The following is a 22,734-nucleotide window of genomic DNA, read 5'->3' as shown; positions in this document are numbered from 1 at the left end:
CCGTATCCTGTTGCCGAACTATAGGCAGGGCGAGTCCGATGAACGAAGCCGAGATCATCTCGCAGTCTCTGGAAGCGGTGGCCGAGCGGGCAGGGGATCCCGCGCCCGCGGTGTTCGCGCGCCTCTTCGCCGAGTTCCCCCAGGCCGAACCGCGCTTCGCCCGCGACGTGAACGGCAGCGTGCGCGGCGAGATGCTGGCGATGGTGCTGAACTGCCTCATGGACCCCGGCGGGCCCTATCAGCTGCATCTCGTGCGCGCCGAGCGCCTGAACCACGACGGCTTCGGCACGCCGTCCGAGGAGTTCGACCGCTTCTTCGGCGTCGTGCACGAGACCTGCCGCGACCTCGCCGGCCCCGACTGGACCGCCGAGTACGATACGGCGTGGCGCGCCCAGATCGACCGCGTGCTCCAGGGCTCGCAATGAGAAAGGCGCCCCGCCTCGCGGCGGAGCGCCTCGCCTCATTCCGATCGGACGGCGATCAGAAGAACTTGTACCGGAGCTCGAGCCCGTAAGTCCGAGGCGGCGTCGTGTAGTAGGTCTTCGAGATCCCCTGCACGCAGTAGATGGTGCCGATGTTCCCCGCGGCCGGGTTGCTGGCCCCCTGGGCCACCGGGCTGCAGGTGGTTCCGGCGGGGTTCGGGCCGTAGAGCAGGTTGGTGAACTGCCCGTCGATCCGCCGGCCGGTCGCGCCCTGGTCGTAGCCGATGTCGTCGAAGATGTTCTTCACGAAGCCGATGATCTCGAACTTGTCGTTGGCGTCCCTCCAGAGCAGGCGGGCGTCGACCTGGTCCCAGGTCGGCGAACGGTTGTACCAGCGCTGGAAGAGCGAGCCGTACGCGTGGTCGCGCCACGAGTACGAGAGGCTGGCCGTGAGCGAGCCGGGCTCGAAGTTCCAGGTGTAGTTCGCCGCGATGGCGATCTTGTTCCGCGGCGCGTTGGGCAGGTCGTTGCCCTTCAGGCTCTGGATGCGCTGGAAGCCGCCGCCGGGCAGGCCGACCGTGGGCTCGTCGAGCACGCAGTCGCCGGCCACCGCCGCGCCGCCGGCCTGGCACTGCGCGATCGTGTGGATCGGCTTGGCGTTGGGCTGCGAGGCGGTCGGGTCCACCGTGTCGACGGCGAAGCCCTTCCGGATCTCGGCGTCGATGTACGAGTAGTTCGCGATGATCTGCAGGTTCTCGATGGGCTGCCACAGCACCTCGACCTCGACGCCCTGCGAGCGCGATTTCGGCGTGTTGTAGAACGACGTGGTGCCCTGGCTGATGGTCTGGCCCATCAGGCTGCCGGTCTGCACGACCGAGATCGGGATCTGCAGGTTCGAGTAGTCGTAGTGGTAGAGCGCCACGTTGGTCTGCAGCGTCTGGCCCCAGGTCTTCTTGAGGCCCAGCTCGAACGCGTCGACGGTCTCCTCCTTGGAGTAGGGCAGGAAGCTCAGCACCGTGAAGATGCCGATGTTGAAGCCGCCCGAACGGTAGCCGCGAGCGTAGCTCGCGTAGCCCAGGGTGTCGGGGTCGGGGTGCCACTCGACCTTTGCGGTGCCGGTCACGGCGGACCAGGTCGCGTCGTACTTGCGGCTCGCGAGGCCGGTGGCCCCGTCATAGAAGGTCGCCCCCTCCACCCCCTCGGGGATGACGTCGATCCCCAGGCCCGTACCGCCCGCCACGACGGTGTTCACGCCGGTGAGGTCGAGCGGGGCCAGGAAGAACTCGGGCGGCAGGCCGCCGAGGCAGGCGGGCAGGCCGAGGCAGAGGAGCCGGGTCTTCTCGGTGCCGTACTTGCGGTCATGCGAGTAGCGCAGGCCGCCGGTGAAGGTCCACGCTTCGCCCAGGTCGTAGCTGACCTGTCCGTAGAAGGCATACGAGGTGTTGCTGACCGACGGCCGGTTGTCGAAGCGCCGCCCGATGCCGGGCGCGCAGGCCACTGGCCTCGCCGCGGCCCCGACGCCGTTCAGGCAGACGCCGAACGGGGGCGAGATAGACCACTGCGTCTGGCGCGGATCCTCGATCGTGTGGACCGGCTGCCTGTAGTGCTGGTGGTAGTAGTAGGCGCCGGCGATCCACTGGAACGGCCCTTCGGTCGTCGAGACCAGGTTCAGCTCGTTCGAGATGAAGCCGTTGCGCTCCTGGTAGTCGAACTGCTCGCCGGGGTAGATCTGGGTCCCGGCCGCGCCGATGCGGTACGACAGGACGCCCGGATACTGGCTGCCGCCCGGCGTGGAGCCCTTGAGGTGGTACCAGTAGCGGACGCCGCCCAGGATGTAGCGGATATCGAAGTTGTCGGCGTGGTACGTCCAGTGGCTGGCCACCGTGTACGCGTTCGGGACGCGCACGTTGTAGGTGATCGGACGGTTGATCAGCCACGGGCTGCGATAGGAGGCGTTGGTGCAGCCGTCGGGGCTCGCCAGCACCACGTTCTGCGCCAGGCCGGAACAGCCGAAGCCCGGGTTGAAGTGGGTGGCGTCCGAGTAGAACTCGGTCAGGTCGAACGAGTCGGCGCCGTTGGGGTTGGTCGCAGAGCGGAGCGCCTTGCGGCTGCCGTCGAGGTTGAAGACCTCGGGCGTCCAGCCCGCGGACTGCGAGCCCGGCCCGCCGGCGCCGTGACGCCAGTTGGTGTAGCCGAACTTCGACCACATCTCGAGCCGCTCGTTGAACTTCACGTCGATCTGGGCTTCCGCGTAGAAGCTGTCGATGACGTTGCCCTCGCTGGGGAAGCCGGGGATCGTGTTCTTGATCCAGCCCTTGCTCTGCCGCTCCCAGTTCACCGCGAGCCGGGCCTTCACCTGATCGTTGATCGGACCCGAGACCGCGCCTTCCAGGACCGAGCGGTTGTAGTTGCCGTACGTGGCGCGGACCTCGGCGTAGGGGCTGTCGGTCGGCCGCCGCGAGATGATGTTGATCGCGCCCGCGATGGCGTTGCGGCCGTAGAGCGTGCCCTGCGGCCCGCGGAGGATCTCGACGCGGTCAAGGAAGAGGGTGGACGAGCCCGCCCGCACGGCGAACGTCTCGTAGACCCCGTCCGCGTAGTTCGCCACCGAGGCGTCGGCGGACAGCACATTGGTGAGGCGGCCCAGGCCCCGCAGCGACACCCGGTCGGTCGACGTCGAGTACTGAAGTCCCGGCGTGAAGTTGGTCATGTCCTGGATGGACTGGATGCCGACGATGTCGCGCTGTTCGGACGTGAATGCTGAAATCGCGACCGGCACGTCCTGCAGGCTCTGCTCCCGCTTCTCGGCGGTCACTACGAGCTCAGCGATGGTGTTCGCCGACGTCTGGGCCTGGGCGGACGTCGCCAGGCCGGCGACCAGCACAGCGCTGGACGCAAGCATGCAATGCTTGAATCTCATCAGAAACTGCCTCCCCGCAGCTTGGATGTAGCGCTATTCGCTGCGCTTACGAGGCAAGCTGAAGCAGGTCCGGTGGGCCGTCAACGCGAAATGCGCCACGTGAACGCTGATAACTAAATAAGACTCAGTTACTTGCCGTGACGGCAATCAGCAGGCGTACGCAGTCAACTTGTAAAGCGTGCTGACCTAAGCGATGCTGGTCGGGTTTCTGACTTTGTTCATCCTGATAACAACCTACGGGCGCGCCTATGGCGCGCCTTCTTTGTTTACGCGCGCCACAGTGACGCCTTCGGTGGTGGGTTTTCGCACCTGCAGTAAGCGGCGATACCTTTCTCCATCAGGGATTGGCGCGCGTTCCCGCCTTCACATGTCGGCGGTGCAACATTTGGTCCGAGAGTGCTCGTTATGCGCGAGCTCGCAGCCAGAGTTGGTCGGGACTCGCGTCTCGCCGCCGGCGACTCTAAGGAAGGCGCGAAGTCGGAGGCGCTCCCCATGCATCGCAACCCGGATGGTTCCTGGGACAAGTCACGTCTGCCCAGCCGCCACACCACGATCGGCCCGGCCCGGGCTCCGCATCGCTCGTATTACTACGCCATGGGCCTCGGCACGCGAGAGATCGCCCAGCCGTTTGTCGGCGTCGCCCATTGCGGCAACCAGTCGGCGCCGTGCAATACGGCGCTCGAACGGCAGGCCCACGCGGCCGCCGAGGGTGTGAAGGCCGCAGGCGCGACGCCGCGGGAGTTCTCCACCATCACCGTGACCGACGGCATCGCCATGGGTCACGAAGGCATGCGCTCCTCGCTGGTGAGCCGCGAGGTCATCGCCGACTCGGTCGAGCTGTCGGTTCGCGGCCACGCCTATGATGCGCTGGTCGGCATCGCGGGCTGCGACAAGAGCCTGCCGGGCATGATGATGGCGATGCTGCGCCTGAACGTGCCCAGCGTCTTCCTGTACGGCGGCTCCATCCTGCCGGGCCGTCTCGACGGCAAGGACCTGACCGTCCAGGACGTGTTCGAGGCGGTGGGCCAGTTCTCGGCGGGGACGATCGACGAGGCGCGCCTCTGTCAGGTCGAGCAGCACGCCTGTCCCGGCGACGGCGCGTGCGGCGGCCAGTTCACGGCGAACACCATGGCCCTGGTGTCCGAGGCGATCGGCCTGGCGCTGCCGCTGTCCTCGGCGCTGCCGGCGGCCTATCTCGATCGTGACGACTACGCGCGCGCCTCCGGCGAAGCCGTGGTCCGGCTCATCGAGAAGAACATCCGTCCCCGCGACATCTGCACGCGGAAGGCCTTCGAGAACGCCGCCGTGGTCGTGGCCGCGACGGGCGGCTCCACCAACGGCGGTCTGCACCTGCCGGCCATGGCGCACGAGTGCGGCATCCAGTTCACGCTCCGCGACTTCGCCGAGATCTGCGCCCGGACCCCTTACATCGCCGACCTGAAGCCGGGCGGCCGGTACGTGGCCAAGGACATGGGGGAGGCGGGCGGCGCGCCGATGCTGCTGAAGACCCTCCTCGAGGGCGGCTACCTGCACGGCGACTGCATGACCGTCACCGGTAAGACGCTGGCCGAGAACGTGGCCGACGTGAAGTGGCGCGACGACCAGGACGTGATCCGGCCGGCCTCGAGGCCCCTTTCCCCGACCGGCGGCGTCGTCGGCCTGTGGGGTTCGCTGGCCCCGGACGGCGCGATCGTGAAGGTCGCCGGGCTGAAGCACGTCAAGCATCGCGGCCCCGCCCGCGTCTTCGACGGCGAGGAGGCCTGCTTCGCCGCGGTCGAGGCGCGCAACTACAAGGAAGGCGACGTTCTCGTGATCCGCTACGAGGGCGCAAAGGGCGGCCCGGGGATGCGCGAGATGCTCTCCACGACGGCGGCCCTCTACGGCCAGGGCGTCGAGAACATCGCGCTCATCACCGACGGCCGGTTCTCCGGGGCGACGCGCGGGCTCTGCGTGGGTCACGTGGGCCCTGAAGCGCAGGAGGGCGGCCCGATCGCGCTCGTTCGCGACGGGGACATCATTTCGATCGACGCGGACGCGGGGACGATCGAGCTGGAGGTCGCGCCCGAGGAGCTTGCCCGGCGCAAGACGGAGTGGAAGCCGCGGCGCACGAACTACCAGTCCGGAGCGTTGTGGAAGTTCGCGCAGGCGGTCGGTCCGGTGCACCTGGGCGCCACGACCCACCCGGGCGCGGCGGCCGAGACGCACGTCTACGCCGACCTCTGATGAAGACGATCGGCATCCTGGGCGGGATGTCGGCGGAGTCCACGGCGCTCTACTACCGCGAGATCAACCGTCTCGTGCGGGAGCGGCTGGGCGGGCTCCACTCGGCCGAACTGCTCGTTCGCTCGCTCGACTTCGCGACGATCGCCGAGCCGCAGGCGCGCAACGCCTGGGACGAGACCGCCGCGATCCTCGCGGAGGCGGCGGCCCGCCTGGAGCGCGCGGGCGCCGAAGCCATCGTGCTCGCGACGAACACGATGCACGTCAACGCCGAGGCCATCTGCGCCGCCATCTCCGTGCCCTTCCTGCACATCGCAGACGCCACGGCCGCGGCGCTGGCGGCGAGGGCGGTCGAGCGGCCGCTGCTGCTGGGCACCCGCTTCACGATGGAGCAGGACTTCTACCGCGGGCGGCTGCGCGCCGCCGGGCTCGCGCCGCTGATCCCCGAGCCCGCCGACCGCGAGCGCCTGCACGCGATCATCTACGACGAGCTCTGCCAGGGGATCGTGACCCAGCGCTCCGTCGCGGCCGGTCTTGAGATGGTCGCCCGAGGGCGGGAGGCCGGCGCGGACGGCGTGATCTTCGGCTGCACGGAGATCGGCCTCCTACTGGACCCGGCGGACATCGAGGCGCCGGTGGTCGACACGACGCTCGTCCACTGCGAGGCGGCGGTCGCGTTCGCGCTGGCATAGGCGCCGATCGCCCGCACGCCCGCAGCAGGCCGGCGTCCCTAAGGCAGAGCCGCGACCCCGAACAGGTGCGGATGTCCCCAGGCGAGGGCGGCCCACAGTGCGACGGCCAGGGCGATCCGCCACCATCCGATCTCGGCCGGCCGGAACGGCTGCCGGCCCGACAGGATCGCCGCGAAGGGCACGTTCGAGGTCTTGGCGACGAAGGCGTCGTAAGTTGAGCCCAGCGCGCGCCGCCGCTTGGCGTCGATGCTGAACGTTCCGAAGATCGCGAGCCCCAGCATCGAGCCGAACAGGATGAGGCTCGCCGGCTCGCCGTTCACGGTCAGGTGCCCGAACGCCCAGACGGCCACGCCCCAAAGGAACGGGTGGCGGCTGATGCGAACCATGCCCTGGACCACATCGGCGCGCTCGAGGCTCGCCTCCTGCCGCACGCTCGTGGGGTTCGGGGTCGTCACGCCGGGCACGATGAGCAGGAAGGCGATCAGCTGAAGCGCCAGCTGCACCTGCCGCGACGCCTCTCCGACGGTCCAGAAGGGCGTGTTCGAAGGGTCGGTCCTCGCCGCGGCGAAGCCGACCCCCAGCCAGGCGAGACCCGCGAAGGAGGCCAGCACGAAGAGGCCCATGTACGGCCCCTGGCCGATCCGGCCGATGATCGCGTCCCGCAGGCGCGTGCCCGACACGCAGAGATGGATGGCGATGAAGAACGCGGCGGCGGCGATGAGGGCGGTCATGGGGAACTCCTTCGCCCGCAGACACTGCCGCGAAAATTTACGCCGTCAAGTGATGCCCTCGCGGCCGTCCATGGCCTCGGGCCCGTCGTCGTCATCGTCGCCTTCGAACAGAGGTCCCGGCGCGGCGGCCGGGGCGTGGCGCGCAGGTGTGGCGACGGCGGCCTTGCGCGCCGGCCCGTCCGTGCGGCGCAGGATCGCCTCCATCCGCGCCATCCAGCGATTGGCTTCCATCAGGGCCTCCGGCGCATCGAACCGCCCCCGTCGGCCTTCGTCCTGCGGCAGCCAGAGGTCCAGTTCGAAGTCGGGATGCTGGGGATCATCGAAGACGAACCGCAGGCGCACACCGGCCTGGGGCTCGGCGAGCTGGTCCAGGGCGCGTCGGGGCTCGCCCCGGAAGGCGCGGGCCGCCACCTGGCGGTCGACGATGAGTTCCACGCCCATCAGTTCCTGCAGCCGATAGGTCAGCCGCCATCCCCCGCGATCCCAGGCTGCTGCCACCAACCCGGCGGCAAGGTTGAAGCCGACGCCGGCGCCGCGGCCCCGCGCGATCAGCACCGGCTGCGGCGGCGCGCCGAGCCCTTCGGTCAGGGTCCGGCGGATGCGGCGCGTCTCATCCAGAACGTAGGCGAAGGCCCCGCCGACGAGGGTCAGCGCCCCGCCGGTGAGCGCGAGCAGCGTCAGGAGCCGCGCAGCCTCGTCCATGGCCCCAGACTAAGCCGAGTCGTCAGGCGTCGAGCTCGACCACCAGGGGCACGTGGTCGGACGGCTTTTCCCAGGCGCGCACATTGCGGTGGATGGCCACGCCGGCCAGCAGGTCGGCGGCCTGGGGCGAGAGCAGGGCGTGGTCGATCCGGATGCCGTTGTTCCGGTCCCAGGCGCCGGCCTGGTAGTCCCAGAAGGTGTAGGCGCCCGGCGCGCCGTCGGCCTGCAGGTAGGCCTCGACGAGGCCGAGGTTCTTCAACGCCCGGAACGCCTGCCGGGTCTGCGGCTGGAAGAGGGCATCGCCCAGCCAGTTGTTCGGGAACTCGGCGTCGCGGGGCTCGGGAATGACGTTGTAGTCGCCGGCCAGCACGAACGGCTCCTCCCACGACAGCAGCTCCCGGGCGTGCGCGTGGAGCCGCGCCATCCACGCCAGCTTGTAGGCGAACTTCTCAGTGGTGACCGGATTGCCGTTGGGCAGGTAGATCGAAGCCACGCGGACCGGCTGCGGCCCCGAGACCACCGCCTCGATGTAGCGGGCCTGTTCGTCCGCGTCGTCGCCGGGCAGGCCCTTGCGGACATCCTCGAGCGGGGTCTTCGAGAGCAGGGCGACCCCGTTGTAGGTCTTCTGCCCGTTGACGGCGACGTTGTAGCCGAGCCGCTCGAAGGCCTCGGCCGGGAACTTCTCGTCGACGCACTTGATCTCCTGGAGGCAGGCGATGTCGGGCCTGGCCTCCTCGAACCACCGCACCACCGTGTCGAGCCGCGCGTTGACCGAGTTCACGTTCCAGGTGGCGATGCGCATCAAGGGCTCCAGCTTCGGCGCGGAAGCTAGAGGGCGCGCCGCAGCGGCTCAAGGCCCGCACGCCCGCTTGACCCTCGCCAAGGCCCGTGAGCCCATGGCCTGCGCATGCGCCGCCACGCCTCCCTCCTGACCGCCCTGGCGTTCGCCGCCGCACTTCCGGCGGCCGCCCAGTCGCCGCCGGCGAACGTCGAGACGCCGCCGGCGGCCGCGCCCGAGCCGCCACTGCAGGGGTCGCTCGGCCCACCGGTCGACGAGGGGCGCTGCGCCCCGCCGCAGCTCTTCCGCATGACCATGCGCAACATCTCGCCGGGCCTGGCGGCGGCTGATCGGGCCGCGCAGCCGCGGGACCTCTGGCGGCAAGGGGAGCACTTCCTGCGGAGCGAAGAGTCGCCGGATCCGGTCCGCGGCCAAACGACGGTGGTCATCATCGCCGAGCCCGACATCTGGGTCTACGATCAGGTCAGCCGCACCGGACGGCACAGCATCGACCCCGGGCCGGAGCTTGTGGTGCGCGCGCCTGTGCTGCCGCCGGCGCCCGACCTCCCGGCGCCGTTCCGCACGCTCGAGTTCGGCTGCGAGGCGGCCTTCGTCGCGACCTATGCGCCGCAACGGCAGAGGCTGGCCCCCTGGGGCGCGACCGGCGCGGCGCTGCACACCGTGACCATCGGCGACCACACCCTGGCCTTCCTGATGGACGCCCGTCGGCCGATCCCTCTGATGGTCAGCTACCTGCGGCGCGGCCAGCCGGTGCTCGTGCTGCGCTACGACGAGTACCGCCACGGCCTGCCCGACCGCCCGCAGCTCTTCCAGGTCCCGAGGAACATCAAGATCACCGAGGTCGGCGCGGAGCCGCCGCCGCGCCCGCTGGGCCCTCCGGCCTCAGATTGAGAAGCTGACGCCGCAGCCGCAGCTGGACTTGGCGTTGGGGTTGCGCACGCGAAACTCGGCGCCGGCGAGTTCGTCCACGAAGTCGATCTCCGACCCCTTCAGGAGCGCGAGCGACACCACGTCCACCAGGGCCGCCGCGCCGTCACGCTCGACCTTGAGATCGTCGGGGCCGGCCTCGTCGACGAGATCGAACTGGTACTGGAAGCCTGAGCAGCCGCCGCCCTCGACCGCGACGCGCAGCATCATCGGCCGGCCCTCCTGCGCGCCGATGGCGTGGATGCGTCGAGCCGCGGCGGGCGAAAGGGTCAGGTCGGGGGTGGTCATGCGCTGTTAGACGAATGAAGGGCCTGGACTATATGAGGGCCCGGACGGCTTCGACCAAGAGGCCTTTGACAGAACGGTTCGATGGCCTCCTCCCTTCCACAGCGCGCGCCCTTCGCCGAGGACCCGGCGACGTCCCGGGGACGCAAGTTCCCCGAGCCGCCCAGCCGCACGCGCACGGACTTCGCCCGCGACCGCGACCGCATCATCCACGCGTCCGCCTTCCGGCGGTTGAAGGAGAAGACCCAGGTCTTCGTGGCGCACGAGGGCGACCACTTCCGCACCCGGCTCACCCACAGCCTCGAGGTCGCGCAGATCGCCCGCAGCCTGGCCACTGCGCTGGGCCTCGATCCCGACCTCGCCGAGACGGTCGCGCTCGCCCACGACCTGGGCCACCCGCCGTTCGGCCACGCGGGCGAGGATGAGCTGCAGGTCCAGATGCAGGGCTACGGCGGCTTCGACCACAACGTCCAGACGTTCCGGGTCGTGACGCGGCTTGAGCGGCGCTACCCGCGCTTCGACGGCCTCAACCTGTCGTGGGAAACCCTCGAGGGCGTGATCAAGCACAACGGGCCGGTGGTCGACCAGCTGGCCAAGCCGTCCTGGAGCGCGATCTCGGAGTTCGATGCGCAGTACGGCCTGCGCCTGGACACCTGGGCGTCCGCCGAGGCCCAGGTCGCCGCGCTCGCCGACGACATCGCCTACAACAACCACGACGTGGACGACGGCGTCCTGGCCGGGCTGTTCAACCTGGACGAACTGGCCGAGGTGCCCCTGATCGGGCCGAACGTGGCGGGCGCGCGGCGGGACTTCCCGGGCTGCGAGCCGGGGATCCTGCGGCTCGAGGCCGTCCGGCGGATGATCGGGGCCATGGTCGACGACGTCCTGGCCGAGACGGCGCGGCGCGCCGCGGCGGGCAAGGTCCGCTCGCCGGAGGACGTCCGCATGCTTGGCCATGCGCTGGTGGCGTTCTCGCGGGACATGGTGGAGGACCTCGCGCAGCTGCGGGCCTTCCTGATGGAGCGGATGTACCGGCACTGGCGCGTGAACCGCACGCGCAGTCAGGCGCGGCGCATGCTGGCCGAGATGTTCCAGCTCTTCATGGCCGAGCCCGACGTCCTGCCCGCGGAATGGGGGGCGCGGACGCAGGGCCGTGACGAGGCGGGCCGGGCGAGGGTGGTCTGCGACTACATCGCCGGGATGACCGACCGCTACGCCATCGAGGAGCATCGCAAGCTGTTCCACCTGGACGTGCTGAGCTGAGCCCCGTGGACGTCCTCGTGGTCCGCGGCCCCATGTACCATTCCCCGGGCGACGAATGGGCCTTTGCGGCATGGCTGAAACGCATCCGGGCGGTCAGCGGCGTGAGCAGCCGCGGTCAGGACCTTCACATCCAGCTGCGCCCCGGCCGTATCTCCGCGGACGAACTGCGCGAGTTCCGCGCGCTCTTCCATCGCTACGGCATGGACACCACGGAACTCGAGGGCCTGGGGAAGACCTGAGGCGCCCACAGAAAATCCACGGGCGCCGCAACCTCGACTCGGTCGCCTCCGATAGACTGCTCCCCGAACGTGCGCGATTCGGAGCCTGCGATGTCCGACCATGAGCGCGGCGCCTACACGCCGCCCACCGCTGACGCCCCATTGAGCTTCGATCCGCGCCAGCCCGTCCGCGGCGCGCGCCCGATCCCGTTCACCCTGATCCTGTCCGTCCTGGTCCTCGCCGCGCTGGTGGCGGCGATCTTCGTGTTCTACCAGCAGGGGGTGCGCCAGGCCGGCGAGGCCCCGCAGGTGGTGGGCGCGCCGGTGGGCGGCATGAAGGAAGCCGCGCCCGCGACGGCCCAGCCCCAGGATCCCGCGGCCGGGCTCGAGATCTATCGCGCGGAAGCCGCGCCCATGGAGACCGTGCCCGAGGGGCCGAAGTTCGTGCCGCCGCCGGAACAGCCCCAGGCGCGGCCGACGACCCCCGTCGTGGTCGCGCAGATCCCGCCAGCGCAGCCGCCGCCGGGCGCGACCGCCGCGGCGCTGAAGCCCGCCATCCCGGCCTCTGCCCCCCCGCCGGCCAAGGCCGCGCCCCCGCCGCCCGCGAAGGCCGTCACGCCGCCGCCGAAGGCCGTGGCCGCCGCACCGCCGCCCAAGCCTGCGCCGCCGCCCGAGAAGAAGGCCGCCGCGCCGGAGCCCAAGGTGACGGCGTCCGCGGGCGCGGCGCGTGTCCAGGTCGGCGCGGTGAGCTCCACGGCGCTGGCGGACAAGGCCTGGAGCGACGCCGTCTCGGCCGCGCCCGGGCTCGCCGCCGGCAAGGGCAAGGCCGTGGAGAAGATCGAGGGCGGCAGCCTCTACCGCACCTTCGTCACCGGCTTCGCCTCGCGGGCCGACGCCCAGGCCTTCTGCGCGCGTCTCCAGGGCGCCGGAAAGAGCTGCTTCGTCCGGTGAGCCCGGGGCTCGACATCCTGGCGCGAACGGCGGGGGGCCGCCGGCGAGGCGTGGCCGCATGAGCCAGGCTTTCCAGCCCAGCCTCGACTTCGCGGCGGCCGCGACCGCAGCCGAGGACGGCGAGGCGCTCATCGTCGACCTCGAGGGCTACGAGGGCCCGCTGCACGTCCTGCTCGCCCTGGCGCGGACGCAGAAGGTCGATCTCCTGAAGCTGTCGGTCACCCGGCTCGCCGAGCAGTACCTCGCCTTTGTCCAGGAGGCGCGCCGACGCCGCTTCAGCCTCGCGGCCGACTACCTCGTGATGGCCGCATGGCTGGCCTATCTGAAGTCGCGGCTGCTGCTGCCGAAGCCCGAGCAGCCCAAGGCCGAGGAGGCGCCGGCCGAGGAGATGGCGGCGCAGCTCGCCTTCCGCCTGGCGAAGCTCGAGGCGATGCGCAACGCCGCCGAGGCGCTGCGCGCCGGCCCGCAACTGGGCCGGGACGTGTTCGTGCGAGGGGACCCGGAGGCCATCCGCGTCATCCCGTCGGGCAGGATCGAGGGCGACCTCTACAGCCTGATGAGCGCCTACATCGGCCAGCGGCAGAAGGAATCGCAGCGCAGCTACAAGCCCGCCGCGCCCGTGGCCTATCCGCTCGAGGACGCCCGCGACCGCCTGCGCCGCCTTTTGCCCGACCTCGACCGCTGGACGCCGCTGGGCGGCATCGCGCCGATGGGGACGCCGGCCGCCGGACCCTCGCGGGCCAGCTACGTCGCCTCGACGCTGTCGGCCAGCCTCGAACTCGTGAAGGAAGGCGCCATGGAGGCTCGCCAGCTCGAGGCGTTCGCCGACATCTACCTGAGGGCGCGCAAGGGCGAGGCTGCGGCATGAGCGACTACCGGGAGACCGCCCGCGAGATCGAGGCGCTGCTGTTCGCCGCGGCCGGGCCGCTCACCGAGCAGGATCTCGCCGCGCGGCTGCCCGAGGGCGCCGACGTCATGGGCGCGATCGTCGAGCTCGGGCGGATGTACGAGGGTCGGGGCGTGGTGCTGGCGAACGTGGCCGGCGGCTGGCGCTTCCAGACCGCGGAGGACCTCGCGTGGCTCATGACCGAGGAGCGGGACGAGCCGCGCCGGCTCTCCAAGGCCGCGCAGGAGACGCTGGCCATCATCGCCTACCACCAGCCTGTGACCCGGGCCGAGATCGAGGCGGTGCGCGGCGTGCAGGCCAGCCGGGGCACCCTCGACGTGCTGCTCGAACTGGGCCTCGTGCGGATGCGCGGCCGACGGCGGACACCGGGCCGGCCGGTGACCTACGGGACCACCGACGCCTTTCTGGAGCACTACGGGCTGGCCACGCTCGGCGACCTGCCGGGCATGGCCGAGATGAAGGCGGCCGGCCTGCTCTCGCTCGACCTGCCGGCCGGCTTCAGCGTTCCGGATCCGAACCTTGCGGGCGGCGACGAGGACCCGCTGGAGGGCGACGCGCCCGAGTTCCATGTCGACTTCCTCGCGGAAGACGAGCCGTCGCAGCCCTGATCGGTCCGGGGGGCGTGCGGGTTGCGGACGTCAGCTGACGGCGCGGCGTCCTGGCCGGGAGCGCCGCAGGATGTGACCCGCCGCCGCGAAGCCGAGAATCATCATGGCCCATGTGGACGGCTCCGGCACGCCCCCGGGCGTCACGACGGTCAGCGGCCCGAACGTCAGGTTGTCGATCGGCTGCATGCCGCCACGGGGGCTCAGGATGCGGGTCGTCGTGATCCGGTGGATGCCTGTGAAGCTCAAGGTGGTCTGGAAGACCGAGCGCGCCTGGGCCGGCCCCACGGGCGCGACCGTCGTCTCGCCGAGCAGGTTGCCGTTCAGGTCGAAGGCTCGCGCGGTGAAGCCGCTGTACTCGCCGCCGCTCGCGAGGAGGCCGAGATTGTCGAACGAGACGAAGTTGGTCGTGGCGTTCACGGCCGAGTTGGAGGGATCGACGAAGCGGATCGTCTGCGGGGCGCCCAGCCGCATGTAGCCGACGTTGGTCCCGTCCGGATCGCCGGGGAGGACAATGACCCCACCGAACGTGTCGATGCTCCCGACGCCGGCTTCGAAGAGGACGCCGAGGTGCGCGAACTGGGTGTTGAGTTCGACCACGGCCCCGGGCGTCGAATAGGGGAGGCTGTCGAAGTCGATCGTCGTCGCCTGCGCCGTCGCGGCGGCCGCCACGCCGACCGTGGCCGCCAGGGTGGTGCGCATCAAGTGGCCGAGCATTTCCCGATCCTCCGATCCGTGCTGTCGCTTGGAAGAAGCGTCCCACGCGGTTCCGCGCGGGCACATCGCCATTTGGGGGGTTTTGATCTGGGCAGGGGCGGGCGATCGCAAACCCGCGTTGGCGCGCGCCCGGCGGAGCGACTATATATCTCCGCGTGAGACAACGGCGGCGGCGGATGGCGTCGTCCAGGGAGTTTTCAGCGCATGGGCGCATTCAGCATCTGGCACGTTCTGGCGGTCCTCGTGGTCGCGCTCCTGCTGTTCGGCGGGCGCGGCAAGCTCTCGGGCCTGATGGGTGACGCCGCCAAGGGCATCCGGGCCTTCCGCGACGGCCTGAAGGGCGACGACGAGCCTGCGCAGCAGGACGCGAAGAAGCTCGCGCAGGACGAGAAGGACAGCGCGCGGAGCTGATCCGCGAGCATGAGAGACGGAATCCGGCGCCGGTCCGCTTGATGCGGCCGGCGCTTCTCATTAGGCCACCCCCATGCTTCCGGACGTCGGCGGAATTGAATGGCTGATCATCGCGGTGGTCGCGCTGGTCGTGGTCGGCCCCAAGGACCTGCCGATCATGCTGCGGCGTCTCGGCCAGTTCGTGGCCCGGCTCCGCGGCATGGCCGCCGAGTTCCGCGCCAGCTTCGACGAGATGGCGCGGCAGTCCGAGCTCGATGAGCTGCGCAAGGAGGTCGAGGCGATGCGCCGGGGCCAGTTCGCGGACATGGCGAGCCACGAGGAGGCGATGCGCTCGACCGTCGGCGAGATCGAACAGAGCCTCTCGGACGTCGGCGTCCAGCTGCACCCGCCGATGAGCTATCAGTACGACGCCACCGAGCCGCCGCCGGTGGAGGTGTCGGACGCGCCCGCCAAGCCGGCCCGCAAGCCGCGCGCGAAGAAGAGCGCCGCCCCGCAAACCGACGCCGCGCCGGACGCGGCGGCCCCGAAGCCCAAGGCGCGGAAGCCTAAAGCCGGGCGACCCAGGGCGCGCAAGACCGTCGAGGCCAAGCCTTGAGCTACGAGAGCGACGAAGCCGACATCGAGGCGTCGCGCGCGCCGCTGCTCGACCACCTGATCGAGCTTCGCAAGCGGCTGATCGTCTGCGTGGCCGCCGTCGTGGTCGCGTTCATCGTGTGCTTCGGCTTCTCCAGCCAGATCTACGAGGTGCTGCTGCACCCCTTCCAGCTGGCGGGGCAGATCTTCGCGGCCCAGAAGGCGGGGCAGGCCAACGGCGCCTTCGATCTCTTCTTCGTGCTGATCGGGCTCAAGACCCTCGCGTCCGTCACCGGCGGCGCGCCTGACCTGATCTTCACCGCGCCGCTGGAGTTCTTCTTCACCAAGCTCAAGCTGGCCGGGTTCGGCGCCGTGGTCGTGGCCTTCCCGATCCTCGCCTGGCAGACCTACGCCTTCGTGGCCCCGGGCCTCTACCGCCGGGAGCGCCGGGCCTTCCTGCCGTTCCTGCTGGCCTCGCCCGTGCTGTTCGCCCTGGGCGCGGCGCTCGTCTACTACATCATCCTGCCCTTCGTGCTCTGGTTCTCGCTGAGCCAGCAGATCGTCGGCGCCTCGGGCATCCAGGTCCAGCTGCTGCCGAAGGTGTCGGACTACCTCACTCTCGTGACCACCCTGCTGCTGGCGTTCGGGCTGTGCTTCCAGCTGCCGGTGGTGCTGACGCTGCTGGGCCTGGCGGGCATCGTGAATTCCGAGATGCTGTGGAAGGGCTGGCGCTACGCCGTGCTCGGCGTCGTGATCGTCGCGGCGGTCGTGACCCCGCCCGATCCCATCAGCCAGCTTCTCCTCGCGGGCCCCATCATCGCGCTCTACTTCCTGTCGATCGGCTGCGTGAAGCTCATCGAGCGCCGGCGGGACAGGGAAGACGAGGCGGCCGCGGACGCGGCGTGAGGCCGCCGCGATCCCGCTGACCGGGACGAGCTCGCCGGCGGCGTCCGGCGCCGGCCCTAGGGGTTGGCGGCCACCAGTCCCTGCGTGGTCTCGCGGGCGACCTTCAGCGCCTCGCGGACGGCGGCGAGGTCCGAGCCGCGGACGTAGCTGTTCACCGTCACCACGTGGCCCCGGACGGCGGTGGCCCCGATGCCGACCGAGGTCCTGCGGCTGCGCCCGGCGTCGTCCTGCTGCAGGCCGCCGGCCATGTAGTAGCCGGCGTCGTCCTTGGCGACAGGGCGCATTTCCCCGCTGAGCTCGACGTTGCGGCCCGTGGCGCGGCGGGCGGCGCCCTTCGCCTGGTCCATGGCCGGGTTGTCGAGCAGGAGGTTCGGCGCGTTCTCGGGCATCGGCCCCATGCGCTCGAAGAGCTGTTCCCGCGTCAGCCGCTCGGACGCGAAGACCTTCGGCGCGCGGAGGAACAGGTAGCGCGAGAGCTCGCGCCCCGCGTTCACCGCCGCGCAGTCCACCAGGGCCAGGTAGGTGATGTTCTCCCGATCCATGGCGTCGGTGAGCTGGGCGATGTTGGCATAGCGGCCTGTGGGCTCGCAGTAGCCCGCCGGAACCGGCATCCGGATCTCGTCGCCGCCGATCCGCACGGCCAGGGCGGGAGCCTCCTCGGCGGCGGCCCCGGCCGGCGCAAGCACGATCACAAGCGCCGCCAGAACGCCGCGGCTGAGCATCCGGTACAATATCCACCCCCGCTTCGTGCAGCGCCCCGGCGCCCGCGACATGATCGCCGGCCGTCGGGCGGCCGGCAAGCTTGGCGCCCCCTCCGACGCGCTCTAGAGAGAGCCGCTCAGCCTCCTCACCATCTCCCCAGCGGCCCATGCACGACATCCGAGCCATTCGCGACAATCCCGAGCTTTACGAAAAAGCCTGGGCGTCGAAGGGCTCCGCCGGGCGCGTCGCCGAGATCCTCGAACTCGACGCCCGCCTGAGGGCCGCCCAGACCGCCGGGCAGGCGGCGCAAGCGGAACGCAACGAGGCGTCCAAGAAGATCGGCCAGGCGAAGGCGCAGAAGAACGAGGCCGAGGCCCAGCGCCTGATGGCCGAGGTCGAGGCGCTCAAGGGCCAGCTCGCCGAGCACGCCGAGGCCGAGCGGGCGGCGGGCGAGGCGCTGCGGGGAATGGTCGCGGCCCTGCCGAACGTCCCGGCCGCCGACGTGCCGGCCGGAGCCGACGAGCACGACAACGTCGAAGTGCGCCGTTGGGGCACCCCGTTCGCCATCTCGAAGCCGCGGGATCACGTCGACCTGGGCGAAGCGGCGCGGCTGATGGACTTCGAGGCGGCCGCCCGCATGAGCGGCGCACGCTTCGTGGTGCTGAAGGGCGAGCTCGCCCGCCTGGAACGGGCCATCGGCCAGTTCATGCTCGACCTGCAGACCCGCGAGCACGGCTACCTCGAAGTGGCCCCGCCGCTCCTGGTCCGCAGTGAGACGATGTTCGGCACCGGACAGTTGCCGAAGTTCTCGGACGACCAGTTCGTCGCCTTTCCCGGACTCGAGACGGCGCGCGCGGTCGAGGAGGCGGGCGAGGCGCCCGAGCTGCGCTGGCTGATCCCGACCGCAGAGGTCACCCTGACCAACCTGGTGCGCGAGCAGATCACGCCCGAGGAGGAGCTGCCGCTGCGGCTCACGGCGCTGACCCACTGCTTCCGGGCCGAGGCGGGGGCGTCGGGCCGCGACACCCGCGGCATCATCCGCCAGCACCAGTTCCAGAAGGTCGAGCTGGTCTCGATCACCACGCCCGAGCAATCCGAGGACGAGCACGAGCGGATGGTGAGCTGCGCCGAGGCGGTGCTGAAGCGCCTGGAGCTGCCGTTCCGCACCATGCTCCTCTGCTCGGGGGACATGGGCTTCTCGGCCCGCAAGACCTACGACCTCGAGGTCTGGCTGCCGAGCCAGGGCCAGTTCCGCGAGATCAGCTCGTGCTCCAACTGCGGCGACTTCCAGGCCCGGCGCATGGACGCCCGGACCAAGAAGGCCGGCGAGAAGGGCACCCGCTTCGTGCACACCCTCAACGGTTCGGGCCTCGCGGTTGGCCGGACCCTGGTCGCCATCATGGAGAACTACCAGGACGAGGGCGGCCGGATCGCCATCCCGCAGGCTCTGCATCCCTACATGCCCGGCGTGACCCACATCGGGGGCGCAGGGTGAGGATTCTCATCACCAACGATGACGGGATCCACGCCGATGGCCTGGAGGCGCTGGAGCGCATCGCGGCCAGGCTGTCCGACGACGTCTGGGTGGTCGCGCCGGAGTACGAGCAGTCGGGCGCCAGCCGGGCGCTGACCCTGGCCGACCCGATCCGCGTGCGCACGCTTTCGGAGCGACGCTTCGCCACCACCGGGACGCCGACCGACTGCGTGATGCTGGGCGTGAACGACATCATCCAGGGGAAGAAGCCCGACCTCGTGCTGTCGGGCGTGAACCGCGGGGCGAATCTCGCCGAGGACGTGACCATGTCCGGCACCGTCGCCGGGGCCATCGAGGGCATGGCGCTGGGCATTCCGTCGATCGCGCTGTCGCAGATGGGCTTCTACGAGGAAGGGACCAGCTTCGAGCCGGCCGAGACCCATGCGCCCGGCATCATCAACCGCCTGATGGAGATCGGCTGGCCGCCCGACGTGGTGATGAACATCAATTTCCCGAACGGGAAGGCCGGCGAGATCCGCGAGGTCGAGGTCACCCGTCAGGGATTCCGCGACGTCCAGGTCCGCCACGCCGAACGGCGCACGGACCTGCGGGGGCGGGAGTACTTCTGGGTCGGCTTCCGCCAGCTTCGCTCGAGCCCGGCCGAGGGGACCGACCTGCGGGCCCTCTACGACGGCAAGATCTCGGTGACGCCCCTGCACATCGACCTGACCCACCTGCCCACCCTCAACGACATGAGGGGACGCCTCGGCGGCGTCCCGCCGAAGCTCTGATGTCCGACGCCGACGACACGCCCGAAACCCGCATGGCGCGCCTGCTGCTGGCGCTGCGCAGCCAGGGCGTGACCGACGCCAAGGTGCTGACGGCGATCGAGACGACGCCACGCCAGTTGTTCACGCAGGAGCTCTTCAAGGACCGCGCGTTCGAGGATTCGGCCCTGCCGATCGCCTGCGGCCAGACCATCAGCCAGCCCTTCATCGTCGGCCTGATGAGCCAGGCGCTGAAGATCGACCGCCGCGACCGGGTCCTCGAGATCGGGACCGGGTCCGGCTACCAGACCGCGATCCTCTCCAGGCTGGCGCGGCTGGTCTATACGGTCGAGCGGTACCGCACCCTCATGAAAGAGGCCGAGGGCCGCTTCAGGGAGCTGGGCCTCACCAACATCATCACCCGCTTCGGCGATGGCGGGGAGGGTTGGCCCGAGCAGGCGCCGTTTGACCGCATTATGGTCACGGCCGCGGCGCCGGGAGAGCCCAAGGCTCTGCTCGCGCAGCTGAAGCCCACGGGCATCCTGGTGGCGCCGATCGGCAAGGGTCCCGTCCAGACGCTCCGCCGCTACACCGGCGACGGGCAGGGCGGGTTCGAGGTGGAGGACCTGATCGACGTCCGCTTCGTGCCTCTCCTCGAAGGCGTGGCCAAGGAGCTCTGACCTTTTCGTGTTGCGCAGCGTTTGCGGGTTGGCGGGGGCGCCGGCTCGCCGCCATCATTCCCCCTCACGCCCCGATGATTCTCTGTCCTACCCCGGAGCGGCGATGACGCATCTTCTCGGACGAACGGCCCTGATCCTGCTGGCCGGCACGGCCCTCTCCGCCTGCGTCAGCCCTTACGCGGACCACCCGATCCTGACTCAGTCGCGGGCGACCGGGGCTGCGCCCGCGCCGGTCTCGCCGCCGCCGCCCGCGGCGACGGCGACGGCCGAGACGACGGTGGCGGCGCCCACCGCGGCGATCGAGAGCGCCGTGCTGCTGCCCCTGCCGCCCGCCGCCGCGGCGCCGGCCCAGACCGCAGCGATCGCCGAGGCCGAGCGCGCGCCCGTCCTGTCGTTCGAGCCGCCCGCCGTCGACGCCTTCGCGCGGACGCGCCGCGCCGCGACGCCCGACACCTACACGGTCAGGCGCGGCGACACCCTCGCTGAGATCGCCTCACGGCTCGGCGTGGACATGGAGGATCTGGCCCGCGCGAACGACCTGCGCCGTCCCTACCGGCTGCAGCCCGGTCAGGTGCTGAAGAACCCCAAGGCCGAGGCGCCGGCCCCGGCGCGCAGCACGCGGCGGACGTCCGCCTCGACGGCGGGCGAGACCTACACGGTGAAGTCGGGCGACACGCTCTTCGGCATCGCGGTCCGCTTCGGGACCACGGTCGAGGCGCTGAAGGCCGCGAACGGCATGGGCCGCTCCTCGTCCATCTTCCGCGGCCAGAAGCTTCAGGTTCCCGGCGCGCAGGCCGCCGCCGCGGCCGAAGAGCCGCCGCCGCCTCGCACCAGCAGCGCGCGCCGCGAGCCAGAGCCCGAGGCGGCCCGTGCGCCGGAGGCCCGGTCCGAGTCCGCGGCAGGGCTCGAGGTCACGGGACGCGTGGTCACGGTCGACACGCCCGGGCGCGCCTATCGGGTCCGCAAGGGCGACACGCTCGAGGAGATCGCCGGCCGCCTCGATTCGTCGGTGCCCGAACTCGCCCGCATCAACAAGCTGAAGCGCCCCTACCGGCTGCAGCCCGGCCAGACGATCCGGGGCCCGGGCGGCTCGGCGAAGGCCTATGTCGTCCAGCGCGGCGACACGCTCGCCGAGATCGCCCAGCGGTTCTCCACCACGGTGGACAAGCTGCGGAGCGCCAACGGCCTGCGTCGCGGCGCGAGCGTGGCCCCGGGCCGGCGCCTGCAGCTGCCGGCCGGCTATCGCGACCGCGGCCCGATCGAGGCCTCCACGCCCGCCGTGGCGCCGACGCCGCCCAGGCCCACGCCGCCCGCGCCGCGTCCGCCGTCCTCCTTCGAGACGCCGCCCCCTGTGGGACAGACGCTGCCGCCGCCCCGCTCGGCCCCGCGTCCGCCCACAGCGCTGCCGAGCTCGCCGCAGCCCTATCGGCCCTCCGGCCCGCCTGTGGGCGCGCCCACGGCCAGCCCGCCCGTCAGCGACGCCCAGATCAGCCAGATGGGCCGCGGCCTGTTCATCTGGCCCGTGCGCGGCGACATCCTGTCGAGCTTCGGCGACCGCGGCGGCGGCCAGCGCAACGACGGCGTCAACATCCGGGTCCCGGCCGGCGAGCCGGTGCGGGCCGCGGCCGCGGGCGACGTGGTCTATGCGGGCGACCAGGTGCCGGGCTTCGGCAACCTCGTGCTGGTCAAGCACGCGGACGGCTGGGTCACCGCTTACGCCCACCTCGGACGGGTGGACGTGCGCATGCAGCAGAAGGTCACGCAGGGCCAGCAGATCGGTCAGGCGGGGTCGAGCGGCGGCGTTTCCGAGCCACAGCTCCACTTCGAGGTCCGCTATGCGCCGACGCCGCAGGAGCGGGCCAGACCCGTAGATCCGAACCTGGTCCTCCCGCGGTAGCCCGGCCTCAGGCTTCCAGGTCGAGCACGCTCTCCGGCACGCCGCCGGGCTCGACCTTCACGCCCAGGTAGCGCATCACGCCGCCCGCGAAGCTGATGTCGGCGACCGGCAGTTCCCGGTCGCGCTTGAGCGCCGTGCAGTCCCCCAGGGTCAGGCGCAGGGTCATGGCGTCGCGGGAGACCCCGGTGGCCTCGGCCTCCTCGATCTCGGCCCGGAAGCGGGGCGCCGGCGCCAGCCGCTTCAGGGAGGCGGGCGCAGCGCTACGCGGCATCGAAATAGCCATGCTCGCCGAAGACCCGGACGACGCAGGAGCGGCCGGCGTCGAACGAGGCCCGGGCCCGCTTGTTGGCCGAGGCCTTGGCGACCTCCTTGTCGCGGGTGATGTCGGAGACCTGGCCCTCGTGCTCGACAGCCCAGCCGCCGTCGTGGCGCACCACGGTGAAGACGTCACGGTCGGGAGTTGCGCGCATGATGGAAAACCTCCTGGGGGGCGCCGGGCGCGGTCGGACCGGCCGCCTCGGCTGCTTGCCGGCATTGTAGAGTTAAAATGGCCGCATGTCGCCCATTGCCGAAGACATTCTTGCGCGCGGTCAGAAATACATTATGTTTTGAGCATCGAATTTCGCACTGGCTCGCGAATTTTTCCGGCTGGATTTTCATTAGATCCGCCGCGGATTTACCGACGACCCTATCCGAGAATTTGATGCAAGCGTCGGCACATGACGCCAATTATTTCCCGGAAAGGGCACTGAAATGGCAACTGGAACCGTGAAGTGGTTCAACGCGACCAAGGGCTTCGGCTTCATCCAGCCGGACGATGGCGGGCAGGACGTATTCGTCCACATCTCGGCCGTCGAGCGCGCGGGCATGTCGGGCCTCAATGAAGGCCAGAAGGTCTCCTTCGAGCTGGAGCGCGACAAGCGCAGCGGCAAGATGTCCGCGGGCCAGCTCCAGGCCGCCTGATC

At 70.6% G+C, this 22,734-nt stretch carries 26 protein-coding genes; 17 read left to right on the top strand and 9 right to left on the bottom strand.

What is annotated here, in order from left to right:
- The first annotated feature begins 38 nt into the window (after positions 1 to 38).
- Entirely contained in the window at positions 39 to 425 is a 387-nt protein-coding gene (locus tag AC2D8W_RS02270; RefSeq protein ID WP_484670145.1) for a globin, read from the top strand.
- Between the two features lie 55 nt (positions 426 to 480).
- On the opposite strand, the gene AC2D8W_RS02265 is transcribed toward AC2D8W_RS02270, so the two are convergent.
- On the bottom strand, positions 481 to 3,342 hold the full coding sequence (locus AC2D8W_RS02265) for a TonB-dependent receptor (RefSeq protein WP_484670144.1): 2,862 nt from the start codon (positions 3,340 to 3,342) through the stop codon (positions 481 to 483).
- 492 nt (positions 3,343 to 3,834) lie between these two features.
- On the opposite strand from AC2D8W_RS02265, the gene ilvD reads away from it, so the two are divergent.
- Positions 3,835 to 5,565 (top strand): dihydroxy-acid dehydratase, encoded by a 1,731-nt coding sequence (gene ilvD, locus AC2D8W_RS02260; RefSeq protein ID WP_484670143.1) that lies wholly within the window; start codon positions 3,835 to 3,837, stop codon positions 5,563 to 5,565.
- Positions 5,565 to 6,254 (top strand): aspartate/glutamate racemase family protein, encoded by a 690-nt coding sequence (locus tag AC2D8W_RS02255; RefSeq protein ID WP_484670142.1) that lies wholly within the window; start codon positions 5,565 to 5,567, stop codon positions 6,252 to 6,254. Before ilvD ends, AC2D8W_RS02255 begins: the two co-directional genes overlap by 1 nt.
- Before the next feature lie 38 nt (positions 6,255 to 6,292).
- On the opposite strand, the gene AC2D8W_RS02250 is transcribed toward AC2D8W_RS02255, so the two are convergent.
- Genes AC2D8W_RS02250 through xth form a run of 3 tightly spaced genes read right to left on the bottom strand, consistent with a single transcriptional unit; the run spans position 6,293 to position 8,489 of the window.
- Positions 6,293 to 6,985: an NnrU family protein gene (locus tag AC2D8W_RS02250; RefSeq protein ID WP_484670141.1), complete on the bottom strand. Its 693-nt coding sequence runs from the start codon at positions 6,983 to 6,985 to the stop codon at positions 6,293 to 6,295.
- A gap of 45 nt (positions 6,986 to 7,030) precedes the next feature.
- Positions 7,031 to 7,687 (bottom strand): hypothetical protein, encoded by a 657-nt coding sequence (locus tag AC2D8W_RS02245; RefSeq protein WP_484670140.1) that lies wholly within the window; start codon positions 7,685 to 7,687, stop codon positions 7,031 to 7,033.
- Between the two features lie 22 nt (positions 7,688 to 7,709).
- Positions 7,710 to 8,489 carry an exodeoxyribonuclease III gene (gene xth, locus AC2D8W_RS02240; protein ID WP_484670139.1) on the bottom strand — a complete coding sequence of 260 codons (780 nt, stop codon included), beginning with the start codon at positions 8,487 to 8,489 and terminating at the stop codon, positions 7,710 to 7,712.
- A 105-nt stretch (positions 8,490 to 8,594) separates the two neighbouring features.
- On the opposite strand from xth, the gene AC2D8W_RS02235 reads away from it, so the two are divergent.
- On the top strand, positions 8,595 to 9,377 hold the full coding sequence (locus AC2D8W_RS02235) for a hypothetical protein (RefSeq protein WP_484670138.1): 783 nt from the start codon (positions 8,595 to 8,597) through the stop codon (positions 9,375 to 9,377).
- Here the strand turns inward: AC2D8W_RS02235 and erpA are convergent.
- The gene (erpA, locus tag AC2D8W_RS02230) at positions 9,369 to 9,701 is read right to left on the bottom strand and encodes an iron-sulfur cluster insertion protein ErpA (protein ID WP_484670137.1); all 333 of its coding nucleotides are present in this window, start codon (positions 9,699 to 9,701) and stop codon (positions 9,369 to 9,371) included. The genes AC2D8W_RS02235 and erpA overlap by 9 nt on opposite strands.
- A gap of 81 nt (positions 9,702 to 9,782) precedes the next feature.
- Between erpA and AC2D8W_RS02225 the strand changes: the two genes are divergently transcribed.
- From AC2D8W_RS02225 to scpB, 5 genes are all read left to right on the top strand, one after another.
- On the top strand, positions 9,783 to 10,961 hold the full coding sequence (locus AC2D8W_RS02225; protein ID WP_484670136.1) for a deoxyguanosinetriphosphate triphosphohydrolase: 1,179 nt from the start codon (positions 9,783 to 9,785) through the stop codon (positions 10,959 to 10,961).
- Positions 10,962 to 10,966: 5 nt separating this feature from the next.
- On the top strand, positions 10,967 to 11,200 hold the full coding sequence (locus AC2D8W_RS02220; RefSeq protein ID WP_293482245.1) for a hypothetical protein: 234 nt from the start codon (positions 10,967 to 10,969) through the stop codon (positions 11,198 to 11,200).
- A 90-nt stretch (positions 11,201 to 11,290) separates the two neighbouring features.
- On the top strand, positions 11,291 to 12,130 hold the full coding sequence (ftsN, locus tag AC2D8W_RS02215; RefSeq protein WP_484670135.1) for a cell division protein FtsN: 840 nt from the start codon (positions 11,291 to 11,293) through the stop codon (positions 12,128 to 12,130).
- Positions 12,131 to 12,188: 58 nt separating this feature from the next.
- Positions 12,189 to 12,998 (top strand): segregation and condensation protein A, encoded by an 810-nt coding sequence (locus tag AC2D8W_RS02210; RefSeq protein WP_293482247.1) that lies wholly within the window; start codon positions 12,189 to 12,191, stop codon positions 12,996 to 12,998.
- Positions 12,995 to 13,645 carry an SMC-Scp complex subunit ScpB gene (gene scpB / locus AC2D8W_RS02205; protein ID WP_484670134.1) on the top strand — a complete coding sequence of 217 codons (651 nt, stop codon included), beginning with the start codon at positions 12,995 to 12,997 and terminating at the stop codon, positions 13,643 to 13,645. Before AC2D8W_RS02210 ends, scpB begins: the two co-directional genes overlap by 4 nt.
- A gap of 30 nt (positions 13,646 to 13,675) precedes the next feature.
- Here scpB and AC2D8W_RS02200 read toward each other — a convergent pair whose 3' ends face one another.
- Positions 13,676 to 14,359 carry a PEPxxWA-CTERM sorting domain-containing protein gene (locus tag AC2D8W_RS02200; RefSeq protein ID WP_484670133.1) on the bottom strand — a complete coding sequence of 228 codons (684 nt, stop codon included), beginning with the start codon at positions 14,357 to 14,359 and terminating at the stop codon, positions 13,676 to 13,678.
- Between the two features lie 204 nt (positions 14,360 to 14,563).
- Between AC2D8W_RS02200 and AC2D8W_RS02195 the strand changes: the two genes are divergently transcribed.
- The 3 genes from AC2D8W_RS02195 (at position 14,564) to tatC (ending at position 16,249) form a co-directional block, all read left to right on the top strand.
- Positions 14,564 to 14,770, top strand: coding sequence for a twin-arginine translocase TatA/TatE family subunit (locus tag AC2D8W_RS02195; RefSeq protein WP_293482517.1), 207 nt, complete (start codon positions 14,564 to 14,566; stop codon positions 14,768 to 14,770).
- 73 nt (positions 14,771 to 14,843) lie between these two features.
- Entirely contained in the window at positions 14,844 to 15,365 is a 522-nt protein-coding gene (gene tatB, locus AC2D8W_RS02190) for a Sec-independent protein translocase protein TatB (protein WP_484670132.1), read from the top strand.
- Positions 15,362 to 16,249 carry a twin-arginine translocase subunit TatC gene (gene tatC, locus AC2D8W_RS02185; RefSeq protein WP_293482519.1) on the top strand — a complete coding sequence of 296 codons (888 nt, stop codon included), beginning with the start codon at positions 15,362 to 15,364 and terminating at the stop codon, positions 16,247 to 16,249. Before tatB ends, tatC begins: the two co-directional genes overlap by 4 nt.
- Before the next feature lie 56 nt (positions 16,250 to 16,305).
- Here the strand turns inward: tatC and AC2D8W_RS02180 are convergent, their stop codons facing one another.
- Positions 16,306 to 16,971 carry a hypothetical protein gene (locus tag AC2D8W_RS02180; protein ID WP_484670131.1) on the bottom strand — a complete coding sequence of 222 codons (666 nt, stop codon included), beginning with the start codon at positions 16,969 to 16,971 and terminating at the stop codon, positions 16,306 to 16,308.
- Positions 16,972 to 17,117: 146 nt separating this feature from the next.
- On the opposite strand from AC2D8W_RS02180, the gene serS reads away from it, so the two are divergent.
- The 4 genes from serS to AC2D8W_RS02160 all read left to right on the top strand — a co-directional run bounded on the left by serS (position 17,118) and on the right by AC2D8W_RS02160 (position 21,769).
- The gene (serS, locus tag AC2D8W_RS02175; protein ID WP_484670130.1) at positions 17,118 to 18,446 is read left to right on the top strand and encodes a serine--tRNA ligase; all 1,329 of its coding nucleotides are present in this window, start codon (positions 17,118 to 17,120) and stop codon (positions 18,444 to 18,446) included.
- Positions 18,443 to 19,216: a 5'/3'-nucleotidase SurE gene (gene surE / locus AC2D8W_RS02170; protein ID WP_484670129.1), complete on the top strand. Its 774-nt coding sequence runs from the start codon at positions 18,443 to 18,445 to the stop codon at positions 19,214 to 19,216. Before serS ends, surE begins: the two co-directional genes overlap by 4 nt.
- Positions 19,216 to 19,872: a protein-L-isoaspartate(D-aspartate) O-methyltransferase gene (locus AC2D8W_RS02165; RefSeq protein ID WP_293482523.1), complete on the top strand. Its 657-nt coding sequence runs from the start codon at positions 19,216 to 19,218 to the stop codon at positions 19,870 to 19,872. Before surE ends, AC2D8W_RS02165 begins: the two co-directional genes overlap by 1 nt.
- Positions 19,873 to 19,975: 103 nt before the next feature.
- Complete coding sequence (locus AC2D8W_RS02160) at positions 19,976 to 21,769, top strand: LysM peptidoglycan-binding domain-containing protein (protein WP_484670128.1); 1,794 nt, start codon at positions 19,976 to 19,978, stop codon at positions 21,767 to 21,769.
- A gap of 7 nt (positions 21,770 to 21,776) precedes the next feature.
- Here the strand turns inward: AC2D8W_RS02160 and AC2D8W_RS02155 are convergent, their stop codons facing one another.
- Positions 21,777 to 22,040 carry a hypothetical protein gene (locus AC2D8W_RS02155; protein ID WP_484670127.1) on the bottom strand — a complete coding sequence of 88 codons (264 nt, stop codon included), beginning with the start codon at positions 22,038 to 22,040 and terminating at the stop codon, positions 21,777 to 21,779.
- The gene (locus AC2D8W_RS02150) at positions 22,030 to 22,239 is read right to left on the bottom strand and encodes a DUF2188 domain-containing protein (protein WP_293482526.1); all 210 of its coding nucleotides are present in this window, start codon (positions 22,237 to 22,239) and stop codon (positions 22,030 to 22,032) included. Before AC2D8W_RS02150 ends, AC2D8W_RS02155 begins: the two co-directional genes overlap by 11 nt.
- Before the next feature lie 283 nt (positions 22,240 to 22,522).
- Between AC2D8W_RS02150 and AC2D8W_RS02145 the strand changes: the two genes are divergently transcribed.
- Positions 22,523 to 22,732 (top strand): cold-shock protein, encoded by a 210-nt coding sequence (locus AC2D8W_RS02145; RefSeq protein WP_484670126.1) that lies wholly within the window; start codon positions 22,523 to 22,525, stop codon positions 22,730 to 22,732.
- The last annotated feature ends 2 nt before the right edge of the window (positions 22,733 to 22,734 follow it).

Source organism: Phenylobacterium sp. T106, assembly GCF_057219735.1.
Note: the sequence above shows the minus strand (reverse complement) of the source record. Positions and strands in the feature narration are given on the sequence as shown.

Bases quoted from the DNA above. Each gene is read 5' to 3' on its own strand.
- AC2D8W_RS02225 (WP_484670136.1), top strand. From the start codon at position 9,783: ATGGCCTCCTCCCTTCCACAGCGCGCGCCCTTCGCCGAGGACCCGGCG.
- xth (WP_484670139.1), bottom strand. From the start codon at position 8,489: ATGCGCATCGCCACCTGGAACGTGAACTCGGTCAACGCGCGGCTCGAC.
- scpB (WP_484670134.1), top strand. From the start codon at position 12,995: ATGAGCGACTACCGGGAGACCGCCCGCGAGATCGAGGCGCTGCTGTTC.
- AC2D8W_RS02235 (WP_484670138.1), top strand. From the start codon at position 8,595: ATGCGCCGCCACGCCTCCCTCCTGACCGCCCTGGCGTTCGCCGCCGCA.
- AC2D8W_RS02210 (WP_293482247.1), top strand. From the start codon at position 12,189: ATGAGCCAGGCTTTCCAGCCCAGCCTCGACTTCGCGGCGGCCGCGACC.
- ftsN (WP_484670135.1), top strand. From the start codon at position 11,291: ATGTCCGACCATGAGCGCGGCGCCTACACGCCGCCCACCGCTGACGCC.
- AC2D8W_RS02145 (WP_484670126.1), top strand. From the start codon at position 22,523: ATGGCAACTGGAACCGTGAAGTGGTTCAACGCGACCAAGGGCTTCGGC.
- AC2D8W_RS02180 (WP_484670131.1), bottom strand. From the start codon at position 16,971: ATGCTCAGCCGCGGCGTTCTGGCGGCGCTTGTGATCGTGCTTGCGCCG.
- AC2D8W_RS02155 (WP_484670127.1), bottom strand. From the start codon at position 22,040: ATGCCGCGTAGCGCTGCGCCCGCCTCCCTGAAGCGGCTGGCGCCGGCG.
- AC2D8W_RS02200 (WP_484670133.1), bottom strand. From the start codon at position 14,359: ATGCTCGGCCACTTGATGCGCACCACCCTGGCGGCCACGGTCGGCGTG.
- AC2D8W_RS02160 (WP_484670128.1), top strand. From the start codon at position 19,976: ATGACGCATCTTCTCGGACGAACGGCCCTGATCCTGCTGGCCGGCACG.
- erpA (WP_484670137.1), bottom strand. From the start codon at position 9,701: ATGACCACCCCCGACCTGACCCTTTCGCCCGCCGCGGCTCGACGCATC.
- tatB (WP_484670132.1), top strand. From the start codon at position 14,844: ATGCTTCCGGACGTCGGCGGAATTGAATGGCTGATCATCGCGGTGGTC.
- AC2D8W_RS02245 (WP_484670140.1), bottom strand. From the start codon at position 7,687: ATGGACGAGGCTGCGCGGCTCCTGACGCTGCTCGCGCTCACCGGCGGG.
- ilvD (WP_484670143.1), top strand. From the start codon at position 3,835: ATGCATCGCAACCCGGATGGTTCCTGGGACAAGTCACGTCTGCCCAGC.
- AC2D8W_RS02165 (WP_293482523.1), top strand. From the start codon at position 19,216: ATGTCCGACGCCGACGACACGCCCGAAACCCGCATGGCGCGCCTGCTG.
- AC2D8W_RS02265 (WP_484670144.1), bottom strand. From the start codon at position 3,342: ATGAGATTCAAGCATTGCATGCTTGCGTCCAGCGCTGTGCTGGTCGCC.
- AC2D8W_RS02195 (WP_293482517.1), top strand. From the start codon at position 14,564: ATGGGCGCATTCAGCATCTGGCACGTTCTGGCGGTCCTCGTGGTCGCG.
- serS (WP_484670130.1), top strand. From the start codon at position 17,118: ATGCACGACATCCGAGCCATTCGCGACAATCCCGAGCTTTACGAAAAA.
- AC2D8W_RS02150 (WP_293482526.1), bottom strand. From the start codon at position 22,239: ATGCGCGCAACTCCCGACCGTGACGTCTTCACCGTGGTGCGCCACGAC.
- AC2D8W_RS02270 (WP_484670145.1), top strand. From the start codon at position 39: ATGAACGAAGCCGAGATCATCTCGCAGTCTCTGGAAGCGGTGGCCGAG.
- AC2D8W_RS02255 (WP_484670142.1), top strand. From the start codon at position 5,565: ATGAAGACGATCGGCATCCTGGGCGGGATGTCGGCGGAGTCCACGGCG.
- AC2D8W_RS02250 (WP_484670141.1), bottom strand. From the start codon at position 6,985: ATGACCGCCCTCATCGCCGCCGCCGCGTTCTTCATCGCCATCCATCTC.